At 59.9% G+C, this 17,579-nt stretch carries 20 protein-coding genes; 12 read left to right on the top strand and 8 right to left on the bottom strand.

Translation table 11 applies throughout. The annotated features are described in order from the left end of the window. Position 1 precedes the first annotated feature (1 nt). The 4 genes from EM6_RS06860 (at position 2) to EM6_RS06845 (ending at position 2,423) form a co-directional block, all read left to right on the top strand. Positions 2-946, top strand: a complete 945-nt coding sequence (locus tag EM6_RS06860; RefSeq protein WP_126421317.1) for an alpha/beta hydrolase — start codon at positions 2-4, stop codon at positions 944-946. Between the two features lie 134 nt (positions 947-1,080). Then, the gene (locus EM6_RS06855; RefSeq protein ID WP_126421315.1) at positions 1,081-1,395 is read left to right on the top strand and encodes a type II toxin-antitoxin system RelE/ParE family toxin; all 315 of its coding nucleotides are present in this window, start codon (positions 1,081-1,083) and stop codon (positions 1,393-1,395) included. Next, positions 1,373-1,651, top strand: a complete 279-nt coding sequence (locus EM6_RS06850; protein WP_126421313.1) for an addiction module antidote protein — start codon at positions 1,373-1,375, stop codon at positions 1,649-1,651. Before EM6_RS06855 ends, EM6_RS06850 begins: the two co-directional genes overlap by 23 nt. A gap of 73 nt (positions 1,652-1,724) precedes the next feature. Further along, entirely contained in the window at positions 1,725-2,423 is a 699-nt protein-coding gene (locus EM6_RS06845; protein WP_172961152.1) for a DsbA family oxidoreductase, read from the top strand. 26 nt (positions 2,424-2,449) lie between these two features. On the opposite strand, the gene EM6_RS06840 is transcribed toward EM6_RS06845, so the two are convergent. From EM6_RS06840 to EM6_RS06830, 3 genes are all read right to left on the bottom strand, one after another. Then, positions 2,450-2,896: a hypothetical protein gene (locus EM6_RS06840; RefSeq protein ID WP_126421309.1), complete on the bottom strand. Its 447-nt coding sequence runs from the start codon at positions 2,894-2,896 to the stop codon at positions 2,450-2,452. Continuing rightward, on the bottom strand, positions 2,896-3,732 hold the full coding sequence (locus EM6_RS06835; RefSeq protein WP_126421307.1) for a hypothetical protein: 837 nt from the start codon (positions 3,730-3,732) through the stop codon (positions 2,896-2,898). The genes EM6_RS06840 and EM6_RS06835 overlap by 1 nt, the downstream gene beginning before the upstream one ends. 204 nt (positions 3,733-3,936) lie before the next feature. Continuing rightward, complete coding sequence (locus EM6_RS06830; protein WP_126421305.1) at positions 3,937-4,734, bottom strand: GDSL family lipase; 798 nt, start codon at positions 4,732-4,734, stop codon at positions 3,937-3,939. Positions 4,735-4,947: 213 nt separating this feature from the next. On the opposite strand from EM6_RS06830, the gene EM6_RS06825 reads away from it, so the two are divergent. After that, a complete protein-coding gene (locus tag EM6_RS06825; protein WP_232037013.1) occupies positions 4,948-6,903 on the top strand; it encodes an ABCB family ABC transporter ATP-binding protein/permease in 1,956 nt (651 codons plus the stop codon). Positions 6,904-7,090: 187 nt separating this feature from the next. Here EM6_RS06825 and EM6_RS06820 read toward each other — a convergent pair whose 3' ends face one another. The 3 genes from EM6_RS06820 to EM6_RS06810 form a co-directional block, all read right to left on the bottom strand. Then, positions 7,091-7,360 carry a type II toxin-antitoxin system ParD family antitoxin gene (locus tag EM6_RS06820; protein ID WP_126421303.1) on the bottom strand — a complete coding sequence of 90 codons (270 nt, stop codon included), beginning with the start codon at positions 7,358-7,360 and terminating at the stop codon, positions 7,091-7,093. A gap of 66 nt (positions 7,361-7,426) precedes the next feature. Further along, positions 7,427-8,209, bottom strand: coding sequence for a 3-hydroxybutyrate dehydrogenase (locus tag EM6_RS06815; RefSeq protein WP_126421301.1), 783 nt, complete (start codon positions 8,207-8,209; stop codon positions 7,427-7,429). A gap of 10 nt (positions 8,210-8,219) precedes the next feature. Further along, positions 8,220-8,591 carry a phasin gene (locus tag EM6_RS06810; RefSeq protein WP_126421299.1) on the bottom strand — a complete coding sequence of 124 codons (372 nt, stop codon included), beginning with the start codon at positions 8,589-8,591 and terminating at the stop codon, positions 8,220-8,222. A gap of 358 nt (positions 8,592-8,949) precedes the next feature. On the opposite strand from EM6_RS06810, the gene EM6_RS06805 reads away from it, so the two are divergent. The 3 genes from EM6_RS06805 (at position 8,950) to EM6_RS06795 (ending at position 12,208) form a co-directional block, all read left to right on the top strand. Continuing rightward, positions 8,950-9,624: a response regulator transcription factor gene (locus EM6_RS06805; RefSeq protein ID WP_126421297.1), complete on the top strand. Its 675-nt coding sequence runs from the start codon at positions 8,950-8,952 to the stop codon at positions 9,622-9,624. 9 nt (positions 9,625-9,633) lie between these two features. After that, positions 9,634-11,103 (top strand): sensor histidine kinase, encoded by a 1,470-nt coding sequence (locus EM6_RS06800; RefSeq protein WP_126421295.1) that lies wholly within the window; start codon positions 9,634-9,636, stop codon positions 11,101-11,103. 151 nt (positions 11,104-11,254) lie between these two features. Beyond that, positions 11,255-12,208 (top strand): hypothetical protein, encoded by a 954-nt coding sequence (locus EM6_RS06795; protein WP_197723566.1) that lies wholly within the window; start codon positions 11,255-11,257, stop codon positions 12,206-12,208. A 9-nt stretch (positions 12,209-12,217) separates the two neighbouring features. On the opposite strand, the gene EM6_RS06790 is transcribed toward EM6_RS06795, so the two are convergent. Next, positions 12,218-12,397, bottom strand: a complete 180-nt coding sequence (locus EM6_RS06790; protein WP_232037012.1) for a hypothetical protein — start codon at positions 12,395-12,397, stop codon at positions 12,218-12,220. Between the two features lie 288 nt (positions 12,398-12,685). Here EM6_RS06790 and EM6_RS06785 point away from each other — a divergent pair, with 288 nt between their 5' ends. The 4 genes from EM6_RS06785 to EM6_RS06770 all read left to right on the top strand — a co-directional run bounded on the left by EM6_RS06785 (position 12,686) and on the right by EM6_RS06770 (position 17,423). Continuing rightward, positions 12,686-15,646, top strand: a complete 2,961-nt coding sequence (locus tag EM6_RS06785; RefSeq protein ID WP_126421289.1) for a bifunctional [glutamine synthetase] adenylyltransferase/[glutamine synthetase]-adenylyl-L-tyrosine phosphorylase — start codon at positions 12,686-12,688, stop codon at positions 15,644-15,646. A gap of 164 nt (positions 15,647-15,810) precedes the next feature. Further along, a complete protein-coding gene (locus EM6_RS06780) occupies positions 15,811-16,425 on the top strand; it encodes an RNA polymerase sigma factor (protein ID WP_232037011.1) in 615 nt (204 codons plus the stop codon). A gap of 15 nt (positions 16,426-16,440) precedes the next feature. Beyond that, positions 16,441-16,875, top strand: coding sequence for a hypothetical protein (locus EM6_RS06775; protein ID WP_126421287.1), 435 nt, complete (start codon positions 16,441-16,443; stop codon positions 16,873-16,875). After that, entirely contained in the window at positions 16,875-17,423 is a 549-nt protein-coding gene (locus EM6_RS06770) for a periplasmic heavy metal sensor (RefSeq protein ID WP_126421285.1), read from the top strand. Before EM6_RS06775 ends, EM6_RS06770 begins: the two co-directional genes overlap by 1 nt. On the opposite strand, the gene EM6_RS06765 is transcribed toward EM6_RS06770, so the two are convergent. Further along, complete coding sequence (locus EM6_RS06765) at positions 17,415-17,573, bottom strand: hypothetical protein (protein ID WP_197723565.1); 159 nt, start codon at positions 17,571-17,573, stop codon at positions 17,415-17,417. The genes EM6_RS06770 and EM6_RS06765 overlap by 9 nt on opposite strands. Positions 17,574-17,579 lie beyond the last annotated feature (6 nt).

Genomic DNA, 17,579 nt, shown 5'->3' with positions numbered 1-17,579 from the left:
CATGCGCGCTTTTGTAGCGATTCTCGCCGCCCTGCTCCTCGCTGTACCAGTGGGGGCAGGGGCCGCCGATCCTGTGCCGACGCACAGCGTCAGCGCCACCGCCGATGTACCGCACGGCCGGCTCGATAAGTACGAGGCCTTCCCGTCGCGTTTTGTCAGCGCGCGCCATGTCTGGGTGTGGGTGCCCGAAGGTTATGACCCCAAAGGGCCGCGCCTGCCGGTCATCTATATGCACGACGGGCAGAACCTGTTTGAGACCGCCACTGCCTATGGCGGCAAGGAGTGGGGCATTGACGAGGCCCTCAGCGCCATGGGCCAGAAGGCCATCGTCGTGGGGGTATGGAATTCGCCTACGCGCTATGCCGACTATTTCCCGCAAAAGCTGGCGGCCTATCTGCCCGCCGACATGCAGGCGCAGGTGATGACTTTGGCCAAAGGGCCGCTCAAGGCCGACGACTATCTGCGTTTTCTGGTCGAAGAGGTGAAGCCCTTTATCGACCGCACCTATCGCACGCGCCCCGATGCCGCCCACACCGGCATTATGGGCTCCAGCATGGGCGGGCTGATTTCGCTCTATGCGCTGGGCGAGTACCCGCAGGTGTTCGGGCGCGCGGCCTGCGTGTCGATCCACTGGCCGCTGATGGCCCCACCCGCGACGCCGGAAGCGCGCGAGGCGGCGGCGGACGCCACGGCGCAGGCGTGGGGGGCGTGGTTCCACACGGCGCATTTCGACCCGAAGCGTCAGCGGCTCTATATGGACCACGGCACGCGCGACCTCGATGCCAACTACCGGCCCTATAGCCTGAAGATGGAGGCGGTTCTGCCGCGCTATGGCTGGGTCGAAGGGCGCAACTGGCGCAGTTCGGTGTTCGAAGGCACCACGCACAACGAAGCCGACTGGCGCGCGCGGGTGGATATTCCGTTGGGGTTCCTGCTGGCGCAGTGAAATGATAACTATAGTTGACAAATTGGGGGGTTATAGTTATTGTAACCGACCGAGGGGCGTAATCCGTCCCTCCCATTCGGTGAATGGGGTCGTTAACATGATCACGCACTACATTCTGGATAACGAATGTTCCCATGTTCACGCTCCATCGCACTGAACGTTTCGACAAATGGCTTGTTACGCTGAAAGACCGTCTCGGCGCAGCGCAGATACTGCGCCGTATGAAACGACTGGAAAGCGGGCATTTCGGTGACGTCAAAACCATAGGCGATGGCGTCAGTGAATTGCGTATCCATAGCGGCCCCGGCTACAGGGTCTATTATTGTCAACGCGGCACGCAGATCATCCTGCTGCTCTGCGGCGGTGACAAAGGTAGTCAGGAGTCTGATATTCGCCTGGCGCGGAGTTTGGCAAAGGACATTCCCGATGGAGACCATCGCTCCTTTTGATGTGGCGGACTATCTCAGCGATCCGGAAACCGCTCAGGCCTATCTGGCGGCGGTGTTTGAAGACGGTGACGCGGATGAAATCCGAAGCGCGCTTAACGATATTGCCCGCGCGCATGGCATAACCGACCTGTCGCGCGAAACCGGCCTGTCGCGTGAGGCGCTGTACAAGGCGCTGGGCCCATCGGGGAATCCGACGCTGACGACCCTGCTGGCGGTGACCAAGGCGCTCGGTATCCGCCTGTCGGTCGCGGCCTGAGGCGGTTACCTTTTCCTCCCTGCTTGCGCGGGGGCGCACAAAGACCGATATGCGGGGGGGAAAGCGAGGTCCTATGTCCGTGTCCCCAAGCCCGATTACCGTCGATATCTGGTCTGATCTGATCTGCCCCTTCTGCTGGATCGGCAAGCGTCATTTTGAACAGGCGCTGGAAGGCTTTGCGGGCAAGGATCAGGTCACGGTGCGCCACCACGCCTTTCGTCTGGGGCCGGATGCCCAGGTCGCGCCCGTGGGGCAGATGCTGCAACAGAAGTACGGCCTGACGGCGGCTCAGGCCGATCAGAATCAGGCGCGGGTCGAGCAGATGGCGGCGGCGGCCGGCCTCTCTATGACGCTTGCAGGCACGTTTTACGGCGATACGCTGAAGGCGCATCGGCTGGTGAAATTTGCGCAGGACAAGGGCCTGGGGGCGCAGGCGGTTGAGCGGCTCTATCGCGCCTATTTTGCCGAAACGCAGTCCCTTTTTGATGAGGCGACTCTGGTGGCGCTGGCCGTCGAGATCGGTCTGGAGGCGGCGGAAACCGAGGCTTTCCTGAAAACCGATCGCTATGCCGACACGGTGCAGGAGGAGCAGGAATTTATCACAATGCGCGGCGTGCAGGGCGTGCCGTTTTTTGTCATCAACGACCGCTATGCCGTGTCCGGCGCGCAGCCGGTGGCGGGCTTCACGCAGGTGCTGAACCGCGCCTGGGACGACCTGCCGCCGGAGGTCAGGAGCGGCCCGACGTGCAATGACGGGGTGTGCGAGGTTTAAGTCCCCCCCTTGATCGTCAATGTCAATTAGTCTTGCCTTGGATCAAGTGTGAAGGCAGATTGAGTCAAATCAATTAAAATAAGTACGCTCATTATAATTATCGTAATGGCTGCTCCATTTACAATGGCCTGCGACCTTTCTCCCGTATTAACAAGTGGTTTTACAATTACAACAACGATAGAAAATATCAAAAGCGCTATAAGCCAATAAGATGAATCTTTTACGCCGTCTTTTGCTTTACGGAATACGGGCTTATCAACTTTATCCTCAAGTTTATTCATTTCTATAAATAAATTAGCAGCGGAAGCTAATGTTATAGTCACAATGACGCCCATAAAACTCAAGAACTGCTCGTTCACAAACCCTTCAAAAAATTTGTTTTTGTCGCTAAAAATCCACGGCGCGCATATGACTACGGCGCTCCAAATTGCCGACCAAGCTAACAAAGAGCAAATAGCGATTGTTCTGTTCATCAATTTCTACCCAAAACCTTTTTGAATAGTCTGAACACAATATCAACAACCTCTTCGTCGCCTTCCGGTTCGCTTTTTATTGTAACGGTTTTTCTGCTGTCCGTCGAGTTGTATTTTTTCTTTTTCTTTGCTTTGGCTTTTATAGTTCCTTGCCCAGACTCGGCGTAATCTACAGACGCTCTTATAAGATCATTATCTAAATCTAAGCCATCTTTATTCTGAAAAGTCTGTGTAACTTTTGCCGCATTTAAAATATTCTGATATTCTTTCATGCCATTTTTAACGTCATTTGCCGTCCCCCAAGGACCGTTAGGGGTTACAAACTCAAATGTTACACAGGTGACTTGACCCGAATTTTCGTGCGCAAAATCCCAGAAATCTCCTTGATCAAACAATGGCTCGGCTTGGATAAGAAAGGGGGCGCCAGGGTAAGATTCGTTTATGGCTTTGACAAATTCAGGCAGCAGTACCAACGGATTGCCCACTTGTGCGTCTATTTGCACAGAGGCCTTCTGACCATCCTCATGATTGGTGGGGTCAATTGCGATCACAACTGCTTTCCAAGCATCATGCGTGACTTCTTTGAATCCTTGGTCCGGAGGTAAGTTTTCCTCTCTTCGAACCGGTTTACCCAACTTACCTACTATCGCCCCATCGGGCAGCGCCTTATCTTCTGGTATGTAATGAAATTCTGATTTACGCCTTTTAAATTTGCGCTCTTCAGTGAATACGCTTTTTAAATACTGTTCCCGCGTAAATCCCGAATGTACATCTAACAGGTCAATTTGCCTACGCGGCGTCAACACCAGTCGAAATAGCTGAAATGTTTCAGACATAGCCCCTCCCAAAGTTGTAAGAGAACTATGCTATGCGGACAGCTCGCGCGCAAGTGGTTAAAAAGCACGCCGATCACATGGCTGGGTGTGTTTTTTGACAAAGCCGCAAAAAGTAGTTAACCCCCAACATCTATTCATTTCATTCGCGCCACCTTCCCTGAAACGAAGTTCGGCGAAGCCAAATCAGGGGAGGGACTTTTTTCGCTACTTCACCAGTGCCTTCACCTTGGGATCGGCCTTAACCCACAGATCGACCACCATCTGGCCGAAATAGTCCGAGCCCTTGGGGCCAAGGTGCGTATAGTCGAAGGCCTGCGCGGTGCCCTGCCCCTGAGAGGCGTCGGTGAATTTGGCCGGGACCGTGGTGCCGGTGGGTGCGGCATCCCGCACATTCTGCGGCACCGGCTGTCCGGCGAGGCTGAGCGACTCGACCGCGCCCATCGCCTGCACCTTCGCCTGACCTTCGGCATAGAGGTCGATCAGGGTCGTATCCGTCGTGCGCGCGATCAGGCGCGTCACCTGCGCCCACGGCAGAAGGTCATTTTGTAGCTTGCCACCCCTGAAATGGCGCTGCGTCAGTGGCGTGACCAGCACCGGCACCGCACCGGCTTTTTTCACGTCCAGCACATAGCCGCGCATGTTCGGGCCGAACTCGGTTTCAATATTGGTGTGGCGTTCCGGCTTTGATGAGCCGTCATTATGTCCGAACTGGATCAGCACATAGGTTTTCGACGCCGTGCCGTCGTTCAGTTGCGCGATAATCTTGTCCCACAGGCCTTCGACGCGATAGCTCTTGGACGAGCGACCGCCACGCGCCGCGTTGACGCAGACCACTTCGGGTCTGAACTGCGCGCAGAAGCCTTTGCCATAGCCCGACTTGTCCGTCAGGGTCGAGTCGCCGACCAGAATGACGCGCACCGGTCGCGTGTCGGTGGGTTTGTCTGCCGCCAGAACCGGCGTTGACAACAGCAAAGCAGCAGCGATCAGGGTGCGACGTAGCATCGGGGTGTCCTCCTATCCCTCTCTGAGCTTTGGGTGAGGGGATGCGTTGATTGTGTGTGAGCATATACGATCAATTTTGATTGTAAAATTAATCCTGACCTTATACCAACGGCCGAAGAGGCTGACCGCATCCGGCTGTTGAAGAAACGAGAATTTCTCATATGTGTCAGTGACATGAGACAGTCTCGAATGAAATACCAAGGGTCATTGAAAATGACTCTTGGTATTCGTTGGATTTTGTACCGGCCCGGACCTATATATGCGCAATCCTTTGCCGCACCGAAAATCGAGTCCCTTAGCCTGATGAACGCGCCCGCCCCCATGCCCAAGCCGAAAGGCAAGGCCTCCGATACGCTCGCCTTCCTCAAACCCTATCTGTGGCCGGAGGGCCGGGCTGACCTGAAGGTGCAGGTCGTGTGGGCGCTGCTGGCCATGCTGGTGGGTAAGCTTTTGACCATCGCCACACCCTTTGCCTATAAGTGGGCGACCAACGCCTTCACGCCGGGCGAGACAGGCGGCAAGACCGATCTTTTGACCTTGGTGCTGATCTCACCGGTGATCATGGTGCTGGCCTACGGCGTGGCGCGGATGATGTCGCAGGTGTTCAACAATATCCGCGACGCCATGTTTGCCGGTGTGGGGCAGCACGCCGTGCGCGGCCTGTCCAATCGCGCCTTTAATCACCTGCACAATCTGTCGCTGCGCTTCCACCTGCAACGCCGCACGGGCGGCCTGTCGCGGGTGATCGAACGCGGCAAGATGGGCATTGAAACCATCATCCGCCTGACCATGATGGTCGGCATCCCGACCGTGGTGGAATTCGTCCTGACCGCAGGCGCGCTGGGGTGGCAGTTCGACCTCATCTATGTGGCGGTCGTGGCTGTGACCGTCGTGCTCTATGTGTGGTTCTCCATCGTCGCCTCCAACATGCGTATCGCCATCCGCAAGGAGATGAACGAGGCGGATTCCGACTCGATGTCGAAGGCGGTGGATTCGCTGCTCAACTTCGAAACCGTCAAATATTTCGGCAATGAACAGCTTGAGCGCAGCCGCTATGACCGCGCCACCGCGGCCTATGAAAAGGCGGCGATCAAGACCTATACCTCTCTGGCCTGGCTGAATATCGGGCAGGCGGTTATCTTCTCGATCGGCATGACCATCGTGATGCTGATGTCGGCCTATGAGGTGATGAACGGTACCAAGTCGCTGGGCCACTTCGTGCTGGTCAACGCCTTCATGATGCAACTGGCCATTCCGCTGAACTTCATCGGCACGCTGTACCGCGAAATCTCCACTGGCCTGATCGACATGGAAGCCATGTTCAAGCTGCTGGATGAACCGCAAGAGGTGGTCGATACGCCGGGCGCGCCGGACCTCAAGGTGGGGCAGGGGGCTGTGGCCTTCAAGGACGTGGTGTTTGCCTATGACGCCGACCGCCCGATTCTCAAGGGCGTGTCGTTTGAGGTGCCGGCGGGCAAGACCGTGGCCATTGTCGGCCCGTCCGGCGCCGGTAAATCGACGATTTCGCGCCTGCTGTTCCGTTTCTATGACGTGAAGGGCGGCTCTATCGAAATCGACGGTCAGGACATCCGCCACGTCAATCAGGCCTCCTTGCGTCGCGCCATCGGTATGGTGCCGCAGGACACGGTGCTGTTTAACGACACCATCGCCTACAATATCGGCTATGGCCGCAATGGCGCTTCACGCGAAGAGGTCGAGGCCGCCGCCGAACAGGCACAGATTTCGGCCTTCATCGCCTCCCTGCCGCAGGGCTACGATACCGAGGTGGGCGAACGCGGACTCAAGCTGTCGGGCGGCGAAAAGCAGCGCGTGGCCATTGCGCGCACCCTCCTGAAATCGCCGCCGATCCTGATCCTTGATGAGGCGACTTCAGCGCTCGATACCCATACGGAGCGCGAAATTCAGGCGGCGCTGGATGAGGTGTCGCAGAACCGCACCACCCTGGTGATTGCGCACCGCCTTTCGACCGTCGTGGGGGCCGATGAGATTCTGGTGCTCAAGGACGGGCTGGTGGCCGAACGCGGCAATCACGCCGAACTGATGAAGCTCAAAGGGCTCTACTTCGGCATGTGGGAGCGCCAGAAGGCCGCTGATGCGGCGCGCGATCAACTGGCCAAGGCGCTGGAGTCCGAGGTGCCGGCGGAGTAATGCCTTCGCTGATAGTCATGACCGAGGGTGCCGAGTGTTTATTTTATAACTTCCGGCATGAGCCTGCGTCGCAGATGAGATGTCTTGCGGCTTTGCAGAAGCTTACAGGCAGATAGACGGATAAACCACCCCACCCCCATTTGCTCCGCAAATGGTCCGCCTCCCCGCCAGCGGGGAGGTACAGGGGTTAGCCAGAATGTGGCTGTTTGCTTTCGAGTGCTGCCAGTTCGGCGTTCAGTTCATCAAACACATCTTCAATATCATAGACGCGCCCCTCCTCAGCATCGCGCAAGCCCTCCTGTAGCTTGGCGTCCAGCGACGCCAGACGGCGTTCGCGGTCTTCCATCAGGCGCAGGGCGTCGCGCAGGACCTCGCTGGCGTTGTTGTAACGTCCGCTAGCCAATTGCGTTTGAATGAAAGTCTCGAAATGAGCCCCAAGGCTATAGCTGCTGGGCATGATGTGTCTCCGTTATCATCTAATGATAATTCCGCAGACGCGCCCCGTCAAATCACGGTTCGACGCCTACGCCGCCGTCCAGCCACCGTCGATGGATTGCAGCGCGCCGGTGATCGACCTGGCCGCATCCGACGACAGGAAGACCACCAGTTCGGCGATGTCGTCGGTTTCGACAAACTTTTTGGTCGGCTGGGCCGCCAGCAGCACGTCCTTGATCACCTGTTCCTCGGTCAGGCCGCGCGCCTTGGCCGTGTCCGGAATCTGCTTTTCGACCAGCGGCGTCAGCACATAGCCGGGGCAGATGGCGTTACAGGTCACGCCGTGTTCGGCCCCTTCGAGGGCGATCGTCTTGGTCAGGCCGGCAATGCCGTGCTTGGCCGCCACATAGGCCGCCTTGAACGGCGAGGCGACGAGGGCGTGCGCCGAGGCGATGTTGATGATGCGTCCCCAGCCGCGATCCTTCATACCCTTGAAGCTGAGGCGCGTGGTGTGGAACGCCGCCGACAGGTTCAGCGCGATGATCATGTTCCACTTATCGACCGGGAAGTCTTCGATGGGCGAGACGAGCTGAATGCCGGCATTGTTGACCAGAATATCCAGCCCACCCAGCGTTTGCGTCGTGTCCGTGATCAGGGCTTCGATGGCTTCGACCTTGGTCAGGTCGGCGCCGTTAAAGGCCACCTCAACGCCAAATTCGGCGGCCATGTCGGCGCGCAGCTTTTCGATTTCGGCGGCATCCCCCATGCCGTTCAGCATCACCTTCGCCCCCTTTGAGGCCAGCTTGCGCGCGATGGCCAGTCCGATACCCGACGTCGAGCCGGTTACGAGGGCGGTTTTGCCAGTCAGCATGGGGATACTCCTATTTGGGTTGGGATTCTGCCCCGGATTCTTTGGGGGGAAGGTCGTCGCCTTGCGGCACTGAGGCGTTCAACGCCTGAAGGCCGCATTGTTCGACAAAGCTCATCGTGGCGCGGGTCTGGTTCTGACCGTATTTGACGCAGGTCTTGGCCCACTGGCTCTGAAGCTCGCGCAGTTCGGCCGGGTCGCGCGTCTGGGCCGCCTGCTGCATCAGCGACAGGGCGTCGCGCGTAAAGGCCGTGGTTTCCTGCGCATAGCGGTGCGAGGAGGCCGATACCATGCCGATCAGATTGACCAGACTGCGCGCCGCCAGTTGCTGCTGCGCGCCCATCATCTTCAGGCCCTGTTCAAACGGTGAATGGGGTTTGGTCATGGTTTCGGTATCCCCTGTAAGTGCGCTTTTGTGTGATATTAAGCGTATTTGTGTATAGGCCGCCAGAGGTTATTTTTGGAATTTGTGCGCTGCAATAGATCGGAATGATCTCTTCGGGATCATTCCGATCAAGCCGCCATTGAGGCGGCGGCCAAGGTGGCAAAGCCCGCACCCGGCGAGGGGCCATACAAAAGCTGGATCATTATGTTGCTACCAGAAATCATAATGATCCAGCGTCGGAAGTTGGGCCTTGCGCCGCAGGCGTTACATGACAGCTTTTTAACACCGCAACCCCTTCACAGGACCGGCGGCGCGCTTTACTAAGAATAAAGACAAGGTTGCGCGGGGCATTCAGCACATGACCAAGGTATTGATAGTCGAAGACGATGTCGAAGCGGCCCTGACCATGCAGAAAGGCCTGTCGGAGCAGGGCTTTGAGTCGGTCGTCACCCACGACGGCGAGGCGGGGCTGAAAGCGCTGCGCGACGGCGAATTCGACGTGGTCGTGCTGGACCGCATGATGCCGGGCCTGGATGGCGTGTCGATGCTGGAAATCGCCCGTTCCGAAGGGATCGACGTGCCGGTGCTGTTCCTCAGCGCGCTGGGCGAACTCGAAGACCGTGTTTATGGCCTCAAGGCCGGGGCGGATGATTATCTGGTCAAGCCCTATGCGCTGGTTGAACTGGTGGCGCGGCTTGAGGCGCTGTTGCGGCGCAAGGACACGGGCGCGGTGGAAACCACCCTGCGCGTCGGTGATCTTGAAATGAACCTGATTACCCGCGTGGTGAAGCGCGGCACGTCCGAGATCGACCTGCAACCGCGCGAGTTTCAGCTTCTGGAATTCCTGATGCGCCATGTGGGCCAGAGCGTCACGCGCACCATGCTGCTGGAAAAGGTCTGGGCCTATCATTTCGACCCGCAGACCAATGTCATCGACGTGCATATTTCGCGTCTGCGCGCCAAGCTGGATAAGGGCTTTGACCGCCCGATGCTGCATACGGTGCGTGGCGAAGGCTATCAGCTCAAGCCCTAAAAACAGGTCGTGATCGCCCTTCCCAACCCTGCGCGCTTTTCGCTGAAAGCCACCATGTTCAGGCAGACGCCGTTCCGTCTGACCCTGATGTTTATCACCGTCTATTCCTTCGTGGCGGTGCTGATCTTTGCCTATATCTACATCGCCTCTTCGGCTGAGACCAAGGCCGTGTCCGACGCGCAGGTCAAGTCGCGCATCGACTATCTGGAGGAGGTGTATCGCGAACAGGGTGAAGAGGCTGTGGTCGAAACCCTCAGTCAGGAAGACATCACGGAGTGGTTTTTCGTCAAGATCGTCTATCGCGACGATGGCGAGATCTTGGCCGAAAACCGCCGCGCCACAACCGAGGTGTCGCCGCAGGTCTTTGACCATATCCGCGAAAAGGCCCGCTATGTCGGCGGTGATGAGCGCGCGTTTCAGATCAATTACCGCCTGACCGATCCGGCGGGCAAACGCAAATCCTATGCCTATCGCGGGCAGGTGGTGACGCTGGAGCCCGGCCTGTCCCTCTATGTCGGCATGGACACGTCTTGGTCGGAAAAGGGCTTCGACATGGGCTTTAAGGCCCTGTGGGGCGGCGGGGTGCTGGTCATCGTGCTGGGTCTGTTTGCCGGCATGATCATCAATAACGAAGTGTCGCGATCGGTGCAGGGCCTGATGCAGGTCTTTGATCTGGTCAAGGAGGGCGACCTCAAGGCGCGGGCCAAGCTGCGCAATTCGGGGGATGAGTTTGACGCTCTGGCCGAACGGGTCAATGAGACGCTGGACCGCATGGAAAAGACCATGGGCAATCTTAAATACGCCGGCGACGCCATTGCCCATGATCTGAGAACGCCCCTGTCGCGCCTGCGCTCCAAGCTCGAAGTGTCGCTTTACGACGTCGAAAAAGACCCGTCGCAGGCCCCGGAGGTGATCGAGCGGGCGCTGGCCGAAACCGATCAGTTGTTGCGCACCTTCCAGACGGTGTTTTCCATCTCGCGGCTTCAGGCGGCGGGTCAGGCCCCGGACCAGAAGCTGTTTGATGCGTCGGCGCTGGCCGAAGACATGCGCGAGCTGTTTGAAATTCTGGCCGAGGACAAGGGGCTGGAATTCACCGCCGAGATCGAGCCGGGCGTGAAGGCCTATGGCAATCGCGATTTTCTGGCGCAGGCCATGGCCAACCTGCTCGACAACGCCATCAAATACACCCAGACGGGCGGCATCACCCTGCGGCTTAGGCACAATTCACGGCGGGAGATCGAGTTTTCCGTCACCGATACGGGGCAGGGCGTCCCCGAAGCCGACCGGGCGCGCATCACCCAACGCTTTGTGCGGCTGGAAAATTCACGCTCCCTGCCGGGTGTTGGCCTGGGCCTGTCGATGGTCGAGGCCGTGGCCGTGGCGCACAAGGGCCGCCTGAGTATCGACGAAGGCCCCGGCGTCTATGGCGATCAGGGGCCGGGCCTGCGCACGGCGCTGGTCCTGCCGCCGGTGGGGTAGGTTTAGCAATGTATAGCGCTGTATATTGACGTTTTGATATACTCACATATACAAAGGTATACGCTTTTAAATTTTCGTACAGTGTGTCGGCAAAACCGTCCTGCTGAATCAGATCGAGAAAATCGCCGAAACCAACGGGCATTTCACCTCCATGATCGAGGCGCCCGAAGACAGGCGTCTGGCAGACCTCCTCTATCCGCGCATGGCTCAGGTCCTGCGCAAACTGTCCTTTGTGGCGCAGTCAAAAGCCTCGGCTCATGCGGCCCTGCGGGCTCTGAGAGGCTTTGCCTCGGTCTTCAAAATCGAAATGGGCGATGTTTCGGTCTCGGTGGAGGCGGAGCCCGGCGTTGCTGACAGTGGCAATCTGGAACTGGACTTGCCTGAACTTTTCCTGAAGATCGGCGAGGCGGCAAAGGCCGCGGGCAGAGGGTGGACCCTGCTGATCGACGAAGTCCAGTATCTGAAACTGGAAGACTATGCCGCCCTGATTGTGGCGATCCACAGAGTCAATCAGCGGAACCTCCCTATCCTGTTCTTTGGGGCGGGGCTGCCACAGGTCGCGGCGCTATCGGGAGAAGCAAAATCCTATGCCGAACGGCTTTTCGCCTATCCCTCGGTCGGGCCTCTGGACCCGCAGGCGGCGGAACGCGCCATTCGCGCCCCTATCGAAGAGGAAGGTGAAGGCATAGAACCGGCGGCGATAGACGAGATTGTGCGCAAGACGCGCGGCTATCCCTATTTTTTGCAGGAATGGGGGTATCAGGCATGGAATGCGGCGGAGCGCTCGCCCATTGATCGTCAGGATGTCGAACAGTCTTCCGAAAATGCCGTCGCGCGTCTGGATGACGGCTTCTTCAAAGTACGCTTTGATCGTCTGACCCCGGCGGAAAGAGACTATGTGTGCACCATGGCCCGACTGGGCGATGGGCCTTACCGATCAGGTGATATCGCCGATGCCATGAACCGGCAGGTGCAAAAGCTGGGGCCGATGCGGGCCAGCATCATCCGTAAAGGCATGATCTACAGCCCGTCGCATGGCGACATTGATTTCACCGTGCCGCTATTCGCTGACTATCTGCGTCGTCACTGGGTGAGGCCGCTCTGAGTTCAGCCCTTAATTCGCCTGACCGCGCCATTGGCGGTAGAAGGTCGCCCACATATAGTCCAGCACCAGATAGATGAAGATCGTGCGCACAAAGGGCAGGGTCTCGATGTCCGTAAACCGCTCGACAGCGATGGCCAGCCACAGCGCTATGATCATGACCCATCCGGCGATGAGGATTTTCTTCGGCATCAGGAGCGATTTAGCAAAGGACAAGGACGCGGTACTTTCGATAAGGGTAGAGTGTCATTCAATAATGAGACACGCTTTGTAACGTGTTAATTTGAAAATCTCGACGGTATTGGCCTTGATTTCTTATTTTTATATTATTCCTGTTTTTGTGAACTGAACGGGATGAAAGTAAAAATCGGTTAACGATCGCCTCCCGCTGTCCATGCACACGCGGCTGTATACCGTTTGCATAAAGCGAAACCCAAGGCCACCCTTGTGTCTGCGTCTCGATTCGCCTAACAGAGGGGCATGGCGGATATTCTTTTTTCCTCGCTGGTGGATCGTCTGCATCCCTGCGGGCCGGTGCTGAACGACGGCGCGGCGCTGTACGCCTATGAGGCGATTGCCGAAGTGGCCGAGGCCGAAGGCTGGCCCGACCTGCTGCAACGCGCCGGTCCGGCCCTGATGCCGGTGCTGGGGGCCTCGCCCTATCTGGCCGGGCTGATGCGGCGCGAACCGCAGCGCCTGCGCGAAACCCTGATGTCGCCGCCCGAAGCGCGGCTGAAGGCCATTCTGCTGGCCACCGAGGCGCTGGCCGATCAGGCCGATACGGTCGAAACCCTCGATGTCGATGCCGCCAAGCGCGTCCTGCGCCACCTGAAGGCCGATACCCACCTTTTGACGGCGCTGGCCGATTTGGGCGATGTGTGGAAGCTCGATCACGTCACCGCCGCCCTGACGCGCTTTGCTGACGCTGTGACCCATGCCGGGATCGCGCTGGCTGTGCGCGAAGAACGCGACCGGGGCCGCCTGATCGACTATGATATCAAGGGGGAGCGGGGCCTCATGCCGGGCCTGTTCGTGCTGGCCATGGGCAAGCACGGGGCGGGCGAACTGAACTATTCGTCGGATATCGACATCACCTTCTTTGCCGAGCTGGACGCCCTGCCGTTGAAAGAGGGCGTGGAGGCGCAGGTCTTTGTCGATCGGCTGGCGCGCCGCGTGTCGAACATCCTCAGTGAGCGCACCGGCGACGGCTACGTCTTCCGCGTCGATCTGCGCCTGCGCCCGGACCCGTCCTCCACGCCGACCGTGGTCAGCGTGCCCTTCGCCCTGAACTATTATGAGACCGTGGGGCAGAACTGGGAACGTGCGGCCTTTATCAAGGCGCGGCCCATCGCCGGGGACATGATCGAGGCCAAGGCCTTCATGCAGGCCCTATCGCCCTTCATCTGGCGGCGCAGCCTCGACTATCCGGCCATTGCCGATATTCAGTCGATTAAGCGCCAGATCCATACCTATAAGGTTGATGAACGCCTGGACCCCGCCGGCGCCAATCTCAAACTGGGTGTCGGCGGTATCCGCGAAATCGAGTTCTTCGTTCAGACGCAGCAACTGATCCTTGGCGGACGCGACCCGTCCCTGCGCTCGCGCCGCACGCTGGATGCGCTCGATGCCCTGCGCCGTGCCGGCCATCTGGCTCCGGCGGTCGCCAAGGAACTGAAACAGGCCTATGTGCGCCTGCGCGACTGGGAACACCGCGTGCAGATGATCGCCGACGAGCAGACCCACACCCTGCCCGAAGCCGAGGACGAGCGGATGCGCGTCGCCGCCATGTGCGGCTTTTCCAACCTCAGCCGCTTCGATCTGGCCGTGTCGCGCACCCTGCGTCTGGTCAATGGCCACTATGGCGAGCTGTTCTCCGATTCCGAAGACCTGTCGTCGTCCTTCGGCAGTCTGGTCTTCACCGGGGTCGAGGACGATCCCGAAACGCTGAAGACCCTGGCGCGTCTGGGCTTTGAGCACCCGGAGCAGATTTCGGCCACCATCCGCGGCTGGCACCACGGGCGTATTCCGGCGACGCGCACGCCACGCGGCCGCGAACTGTTTACGCGACTGGTGCCGCGCCTGCTGGAGGCGGTGAACGAGACGGGCGCGCCGGACATAGCCTTTACGCGCTTTGCCGTCTTCTTTTCGGGCCTCAGCGCCGGGGTGCAGATTCAGTCGCTGTTCCTCGCCAACCCCAAGCTGTTCAAGGCGATTGTCGAGATCATGGGTTTCAGCCCGCGTCTGGCGCAGCTTCTGTCGCGGCACCCGACCATTTTCGACGCCATGCTGGATGCCGGCTTCTTCGATCCGCTGGGTGAGGAACTGGATCGCCTGATCATGGCGGAGGTCGAGCGCGTGCCACCCGACCCGGAAAACGCGCTGGAAAACGTGATGAATGCGCTGCGCCGCATCTGCCGCGAGCAGCAGTTCCGCATCGGCATGCAGATTCTCAATGGCCGCCTGACGACCGAAGCGGCGGGCGCCGCCTATGCGCGTCTGGCCGATGCCTGCATCACCCATCTGTCGCCGCTGGCGCTGGAGGAGGTGCGGCGGCTGGGCGGCCATCTGTCGGGCCAGGTGGCCATTCTGGCGCTGGGCAAGCTGGGCGGGCAGGAGATGACGGCGCGCTCTGACCTCGACCTGATGACCGTCTATCTGCCCGATGATCCGTCGGAAATGTCCTCGATCAAGGGCTGGGGCGCGGAAACCTTCTTCGGTCGCTTCACGCAGCGCCTGATCGCTGCCCTGTCGGCCCCGACGCACGAAGGTACACTGTACGAAATCGACATGAAGCTGCGCCCCACCGGGGCCAAGGGGCCGGTGGCCGTGTCGCTGGCGGCCTTTGAAAACTACTACACCAAGGACGCCGATACCTGGGAGTTTCAGGCCCTGACGCGCGCCCGCGTGGTGTGGGCGACGTCCGAGGACTTTGCCGATCTGGTGCGCCTGAAGCTCGAAACCATCCTGCGCGCCACGCGGTCTGAGGCGCGCACGGCGCTGGACGTGCTCAATATGCGCGCCCTGATGGAGAAGGAGCGCCCGGCCAAGACTTTCTGGGATTTCAAGCTGGCCGTCGGCGGTCAGGTCGATTGCGAATTTGCGGCTCAGTATCTGCAACTGGTGCACGCCGCCAATGGCGGGCCGCTGCGCGTCGGCACCATTGCCGCGCTTCAGGCCATGCAGCGCGCCGGTCTGGCGAGGGCCGAAGACATCGAAGCGCTGAGCGCCGCCTGGCGTGTGCAGCAAAGTCTGGCGCAGGTGATGCGCGTATCGCTCGATGCCAATGACGACCCTTCGAAAGAACCGGAAGCGTTTCAGCGCAAGCTGGCGCGCGCCGTGCACACCCGCCGTCTCGATACGCTCGAAAAGAAGCTGAAAGACCTGCGCAAACGCGCCCGCAATGCTTTTGAGATCGTAGTCGCGCCGCGCGACGAACGCTAACGACGGATTGTGGGTTTCGCCGCGTAAAAGGCTATGACAAACGAATCGGTCAGATGGCCGCAATCGGTTGCCCAAACCCTTGTTGCGTAAAGGCCCCGCTTATGAGTAATGTGACGCCTGAGGCGAAACACCGTCGCCCACAAGAACGCGGGACAGGACAGGTCATGACCACGGGCTTTGACCCGGATGAGGCGCAGATTGCAGCCGTGGCGCGCGGAGACGCGGCCGCCACGCAATCCCTCGTGGCCCGCAAACTGCCGCGCGTCCTGTCACTGGCGCGGCGTCTGCTCAATGATGCCGCCGAGGCTGAGGACGTGGCGCAGGAGGCCCTGTTGCGCCTGTGGAAGCAGGCCCCGCTGTGGGTGCCCGGCCGGGCGCGCGTCGATACCTGGCTGCACAAGGTGGCGGTCAATCTGTGCTACGACCGGCTGCGGCGGCGGCGCGACACGATCGATCATACCGAGATCGAACTGGCCGACCCCTCGGCCAATCCGACGCGGCGGCTGGATCAGCAGCAGATGAGCCAGACGGTCGAATCCGCGCTGGCCACCCTGCCCGAGCGGCAGCGAGTGGCCATCGTCCTCTGCTACTATCAGGAATTGTCCAATATCGAAGCGGCGGCCCTGATGGAGATTTCGGTCGAGGCGCTGGAAAGCCTGCTGTCGCGCGGACGGCGGCAGCTCAAGGCGACGCTGAGCGAGGCGCGCGGCGATCTGATCGGCGGCTCAGCGTCCAGTGGTCGTCCGGTGTTAAAAGTTATTCAAGGCAACAAGATTTAGGAAAGGAGCGTTATGATGCACATTCAGATCACATCCGAACGCTTCGAAGCGATTGTCGATGCCTATGGGGCCGACCCCCAGCGCTGGCCGCAGGACGAGCGCGCCGCCGCCCTGTTGTTCATGCAGCAGCACCCGGAAGTGGCGCGTCGCGTCTTGGCCGAAGCGCGCACGCTCGATAGCTGGCTGTCGTCGGCGGATGAGGTCGAGCCTTCCGTCGCCCTGCAATGGGAGGTTCTGGCCCGCATGATGCCGGCGGGGGTCGCTGCGCGTCCGGCCCCGGTGGCGGCGCGGCCGCGTCGCCGGCGCTGGCTGGCAGGCGGTATCGGTCTGGCGGCCGCCTGTGCGGCGGGGATTATTTTCGGCGTTAATATCGGGCTGATGACCCTGTCCGAAGCGCGCGCTGAAGCGGTGCTGGCTTCGGCCAGTCTGGCCGAGGTGGATAACTGGTAATGCCTGAGACCGTTCCGTCTGCGTCCCCGAAAAAGCGGCCCACCGCCCGCACCTGGCTGGGGGTGTCGCTGGCGCTCAACGTGTTTTTGCTGGGCTCGCTGATCGGCGTGGGCGTGATTGCGTCGAAGCATTTCCGCCCCAGGCCGGACCGTGCGTCTCCGGCGCTTCTGCACATGATCGAAGGTTTGAGCCTGGCCAATCAGGAAAAGGCGCGTCAGATCCTGACCGATGCGGCGTTGGCCGGTGAAGGCGATATGGATCAGAGCCGCACCTATCGCAAATCGGCGGCGGAGCTGATGTTACAGCCCAAGCCCGACCCGGTGGCCATTCAGGCCGAAATCACCAAGGCGCGCCGGGCCGAGGCCTCGGCCAAGGACAAGATCGAAACGGCGGTCATTTCGCTGCTGATCCAGTTGCCGCCAGAAGAGCGGGCCAGGGTGGCTGAGCCCCTGATCAAGACGCCGTTCCGTGCACGGTCCAAGGCGTTGTCGGATGTGCGTAAGGCGGAAGAAAAGGCGAAAGCGGCGGCGGCTTCGGCCTCACGCTGAGCCGCGTGGCCGGTGCGCGGCGGCGCAGGTCAGCACGCTGGCGCACAGAAGCGCAATGGCAATGATTTCCGTCAGATGGGGCCAGCGGCCTTCCCACAGGAAGCCGTAGAGTAGGGCAAACAGCGTCTCGAACAGGATCATCTGCCCCATCAGCGT

This window comes from Asticcacaulis excentricus (assembly GCF_003966695.1).
Taxonomy (GTDB): Bacteria; Pseudomonadota; Alphaproteobacteria; order Caulobacterales; family Caulobacteraceae; genus Asticcacaulis; species Asticcacaulis excentricus_A.
Note: the sequence above shows the minus strand (reverse complement) of the source record. Positions and strands in the feature narration are given on the sequence as shown.

What these genes read in the sequence shown, in the direction of transcription:
- EM6_RS06815 (WP_126421301.1), bottom strand. Translation starts at nt 8,209, where the DNA reads ATGCTGACTGGCAAAACCGCCCTCGTAACCGGCTCGACGTCGGGTATC.
- EM6_RS06830 (WP_126421305.1), bottom strand. Translation starts at nt 4,734, where the DNA reads ATGCTACGTCGCACCCTGATCGCTGCTGCTTTGCTGTTGTCAACGCCG.
- EM6_RS06860 (WP_126421317.1), top strand. Translation starts at nt 2, where the DNA reads ATGCGCGCTTTTGTAGCGATTCTCGCCGCCCTGCTCCTCGCTGTACCA.
- EM6_RS06825 (WP_232037013.1), top strand. Translation starts at nt 4,948, where the DNA reads ATGACTCTTGGTATTCGTTGGATTTTGTACCGGCCCGGACCTATATAT.
- EM6_RS06790 (WP_232037012.1), bottom strand. Translation starts at nt 12,397, where the DNA reads ATGCCGAAGAAAATCCTCATCGCCGGATGGGTCATGATCATAGCGCTG.
- EM6_RS06780 (WP_232037011.1), top strand. Translation starts at nt 15,811, where the DNA reads ATGACCACGGGCTTTGACCCGGATGAGGCGCAGATTGCAGCCGTGGCG.
- EM6_RS06795 (WP_197723566.1), top strand. Translation starts at nt 11,255, where the DNA reads ATGATCGAGGCGCCCGAAGACAGGCGTCTGGCAGACCTCCTCTATCCG.
- EM6_RS06775 (WP_126421287.1), top strand. Translation starts at nt 16,441, where the DNA reads ATGCACATTCAGATCACATCCGAACGCTTCGAAGCGATTGTCGATGCC.
- EM6_RS06810 (WP_126421299.1), bottom strand. Translation starts at nt 8,591, where the DNA reads ATGACCAAACCCCATTCACCGTTTGAACAGGGCCTGAAGATGATGGGC.
- EM6_RS06845 (WP_172961152.1), top strand. Translation starts at nt 1,725, where the DNA reads ATGTCCGTGTCCCCAAGCCCGATTACCGTCGATATCTGGTCTGATCTG.
- EM6_RS06805 (WP_126421297.1), top strand. Translation starts at nt 8,950, where the DNA reads ATGACCAAGGTATTGATAGTCGAAGACGATGTCGAAGCGGCCCTGACC.
- EM6_RS06840 (WP_126421309.1), bottom strand. Translation starts at nt 2,896, where the DNA reads ATGAACAGAACAATCGCTATTTGCTCTTTGTTAGCTTGGTCGGCAATT.
- EM6_RS06855 (WP_126421315.1), top strand. Translation starts at nt 1,081, where the DNA reads ATGTTCACGCTCCATCGCACTGAACGTTTCGACAAATGGCTTGTTACG.
- EM6_RS06835 (WP_126421307.1), bottom strand. Translation starts at nt 3,732, where the DNA reads ATGTCTGAAACATTTCAGCTATTTCGACTGGTGTTGACGCCGCGTAGG.
- EM6_RS06850 (WP_126421313.1), top strand. Translation starts at nt 1,373, where the DNA reads ATGGAGACCATCGCTCCTTTTGATGTGGCGGACTATCTCAGCGATCCG.
- EM6_RS06765 (WP_197723565.1), bottom strand. Translation starts at nt 17,573, where the DNA reads ATGGGGCAGATGATCCTGTTCGAGACGCTGTTTGCCCTACTCTACGGC.
- EM6_RS06820 (WP_126421303.1), bottom strand. Translation starts at nt 7,360, where the DNA reads ATGCCCAGCAGCTATAGCCTTGGGGCTCATTTCGAGACTTTCATTCAA.
- EM6_RS06785 (WP_126421289.1), top strand. Translation starts at nt 12,686, where the DNA reads ATGGCGGATATTCTTTTTTCCTCGCTGGTGGATCGTCTGCATCCCTGC.
- EM6_RS06770 (WP_126421285.1), top strand. Translation starts at nt 16,875, where the DNA reads ATGCCTGAGACCGTTCCGTCTGCGTCCCCGAAAAAGCGGCCCACCGCC.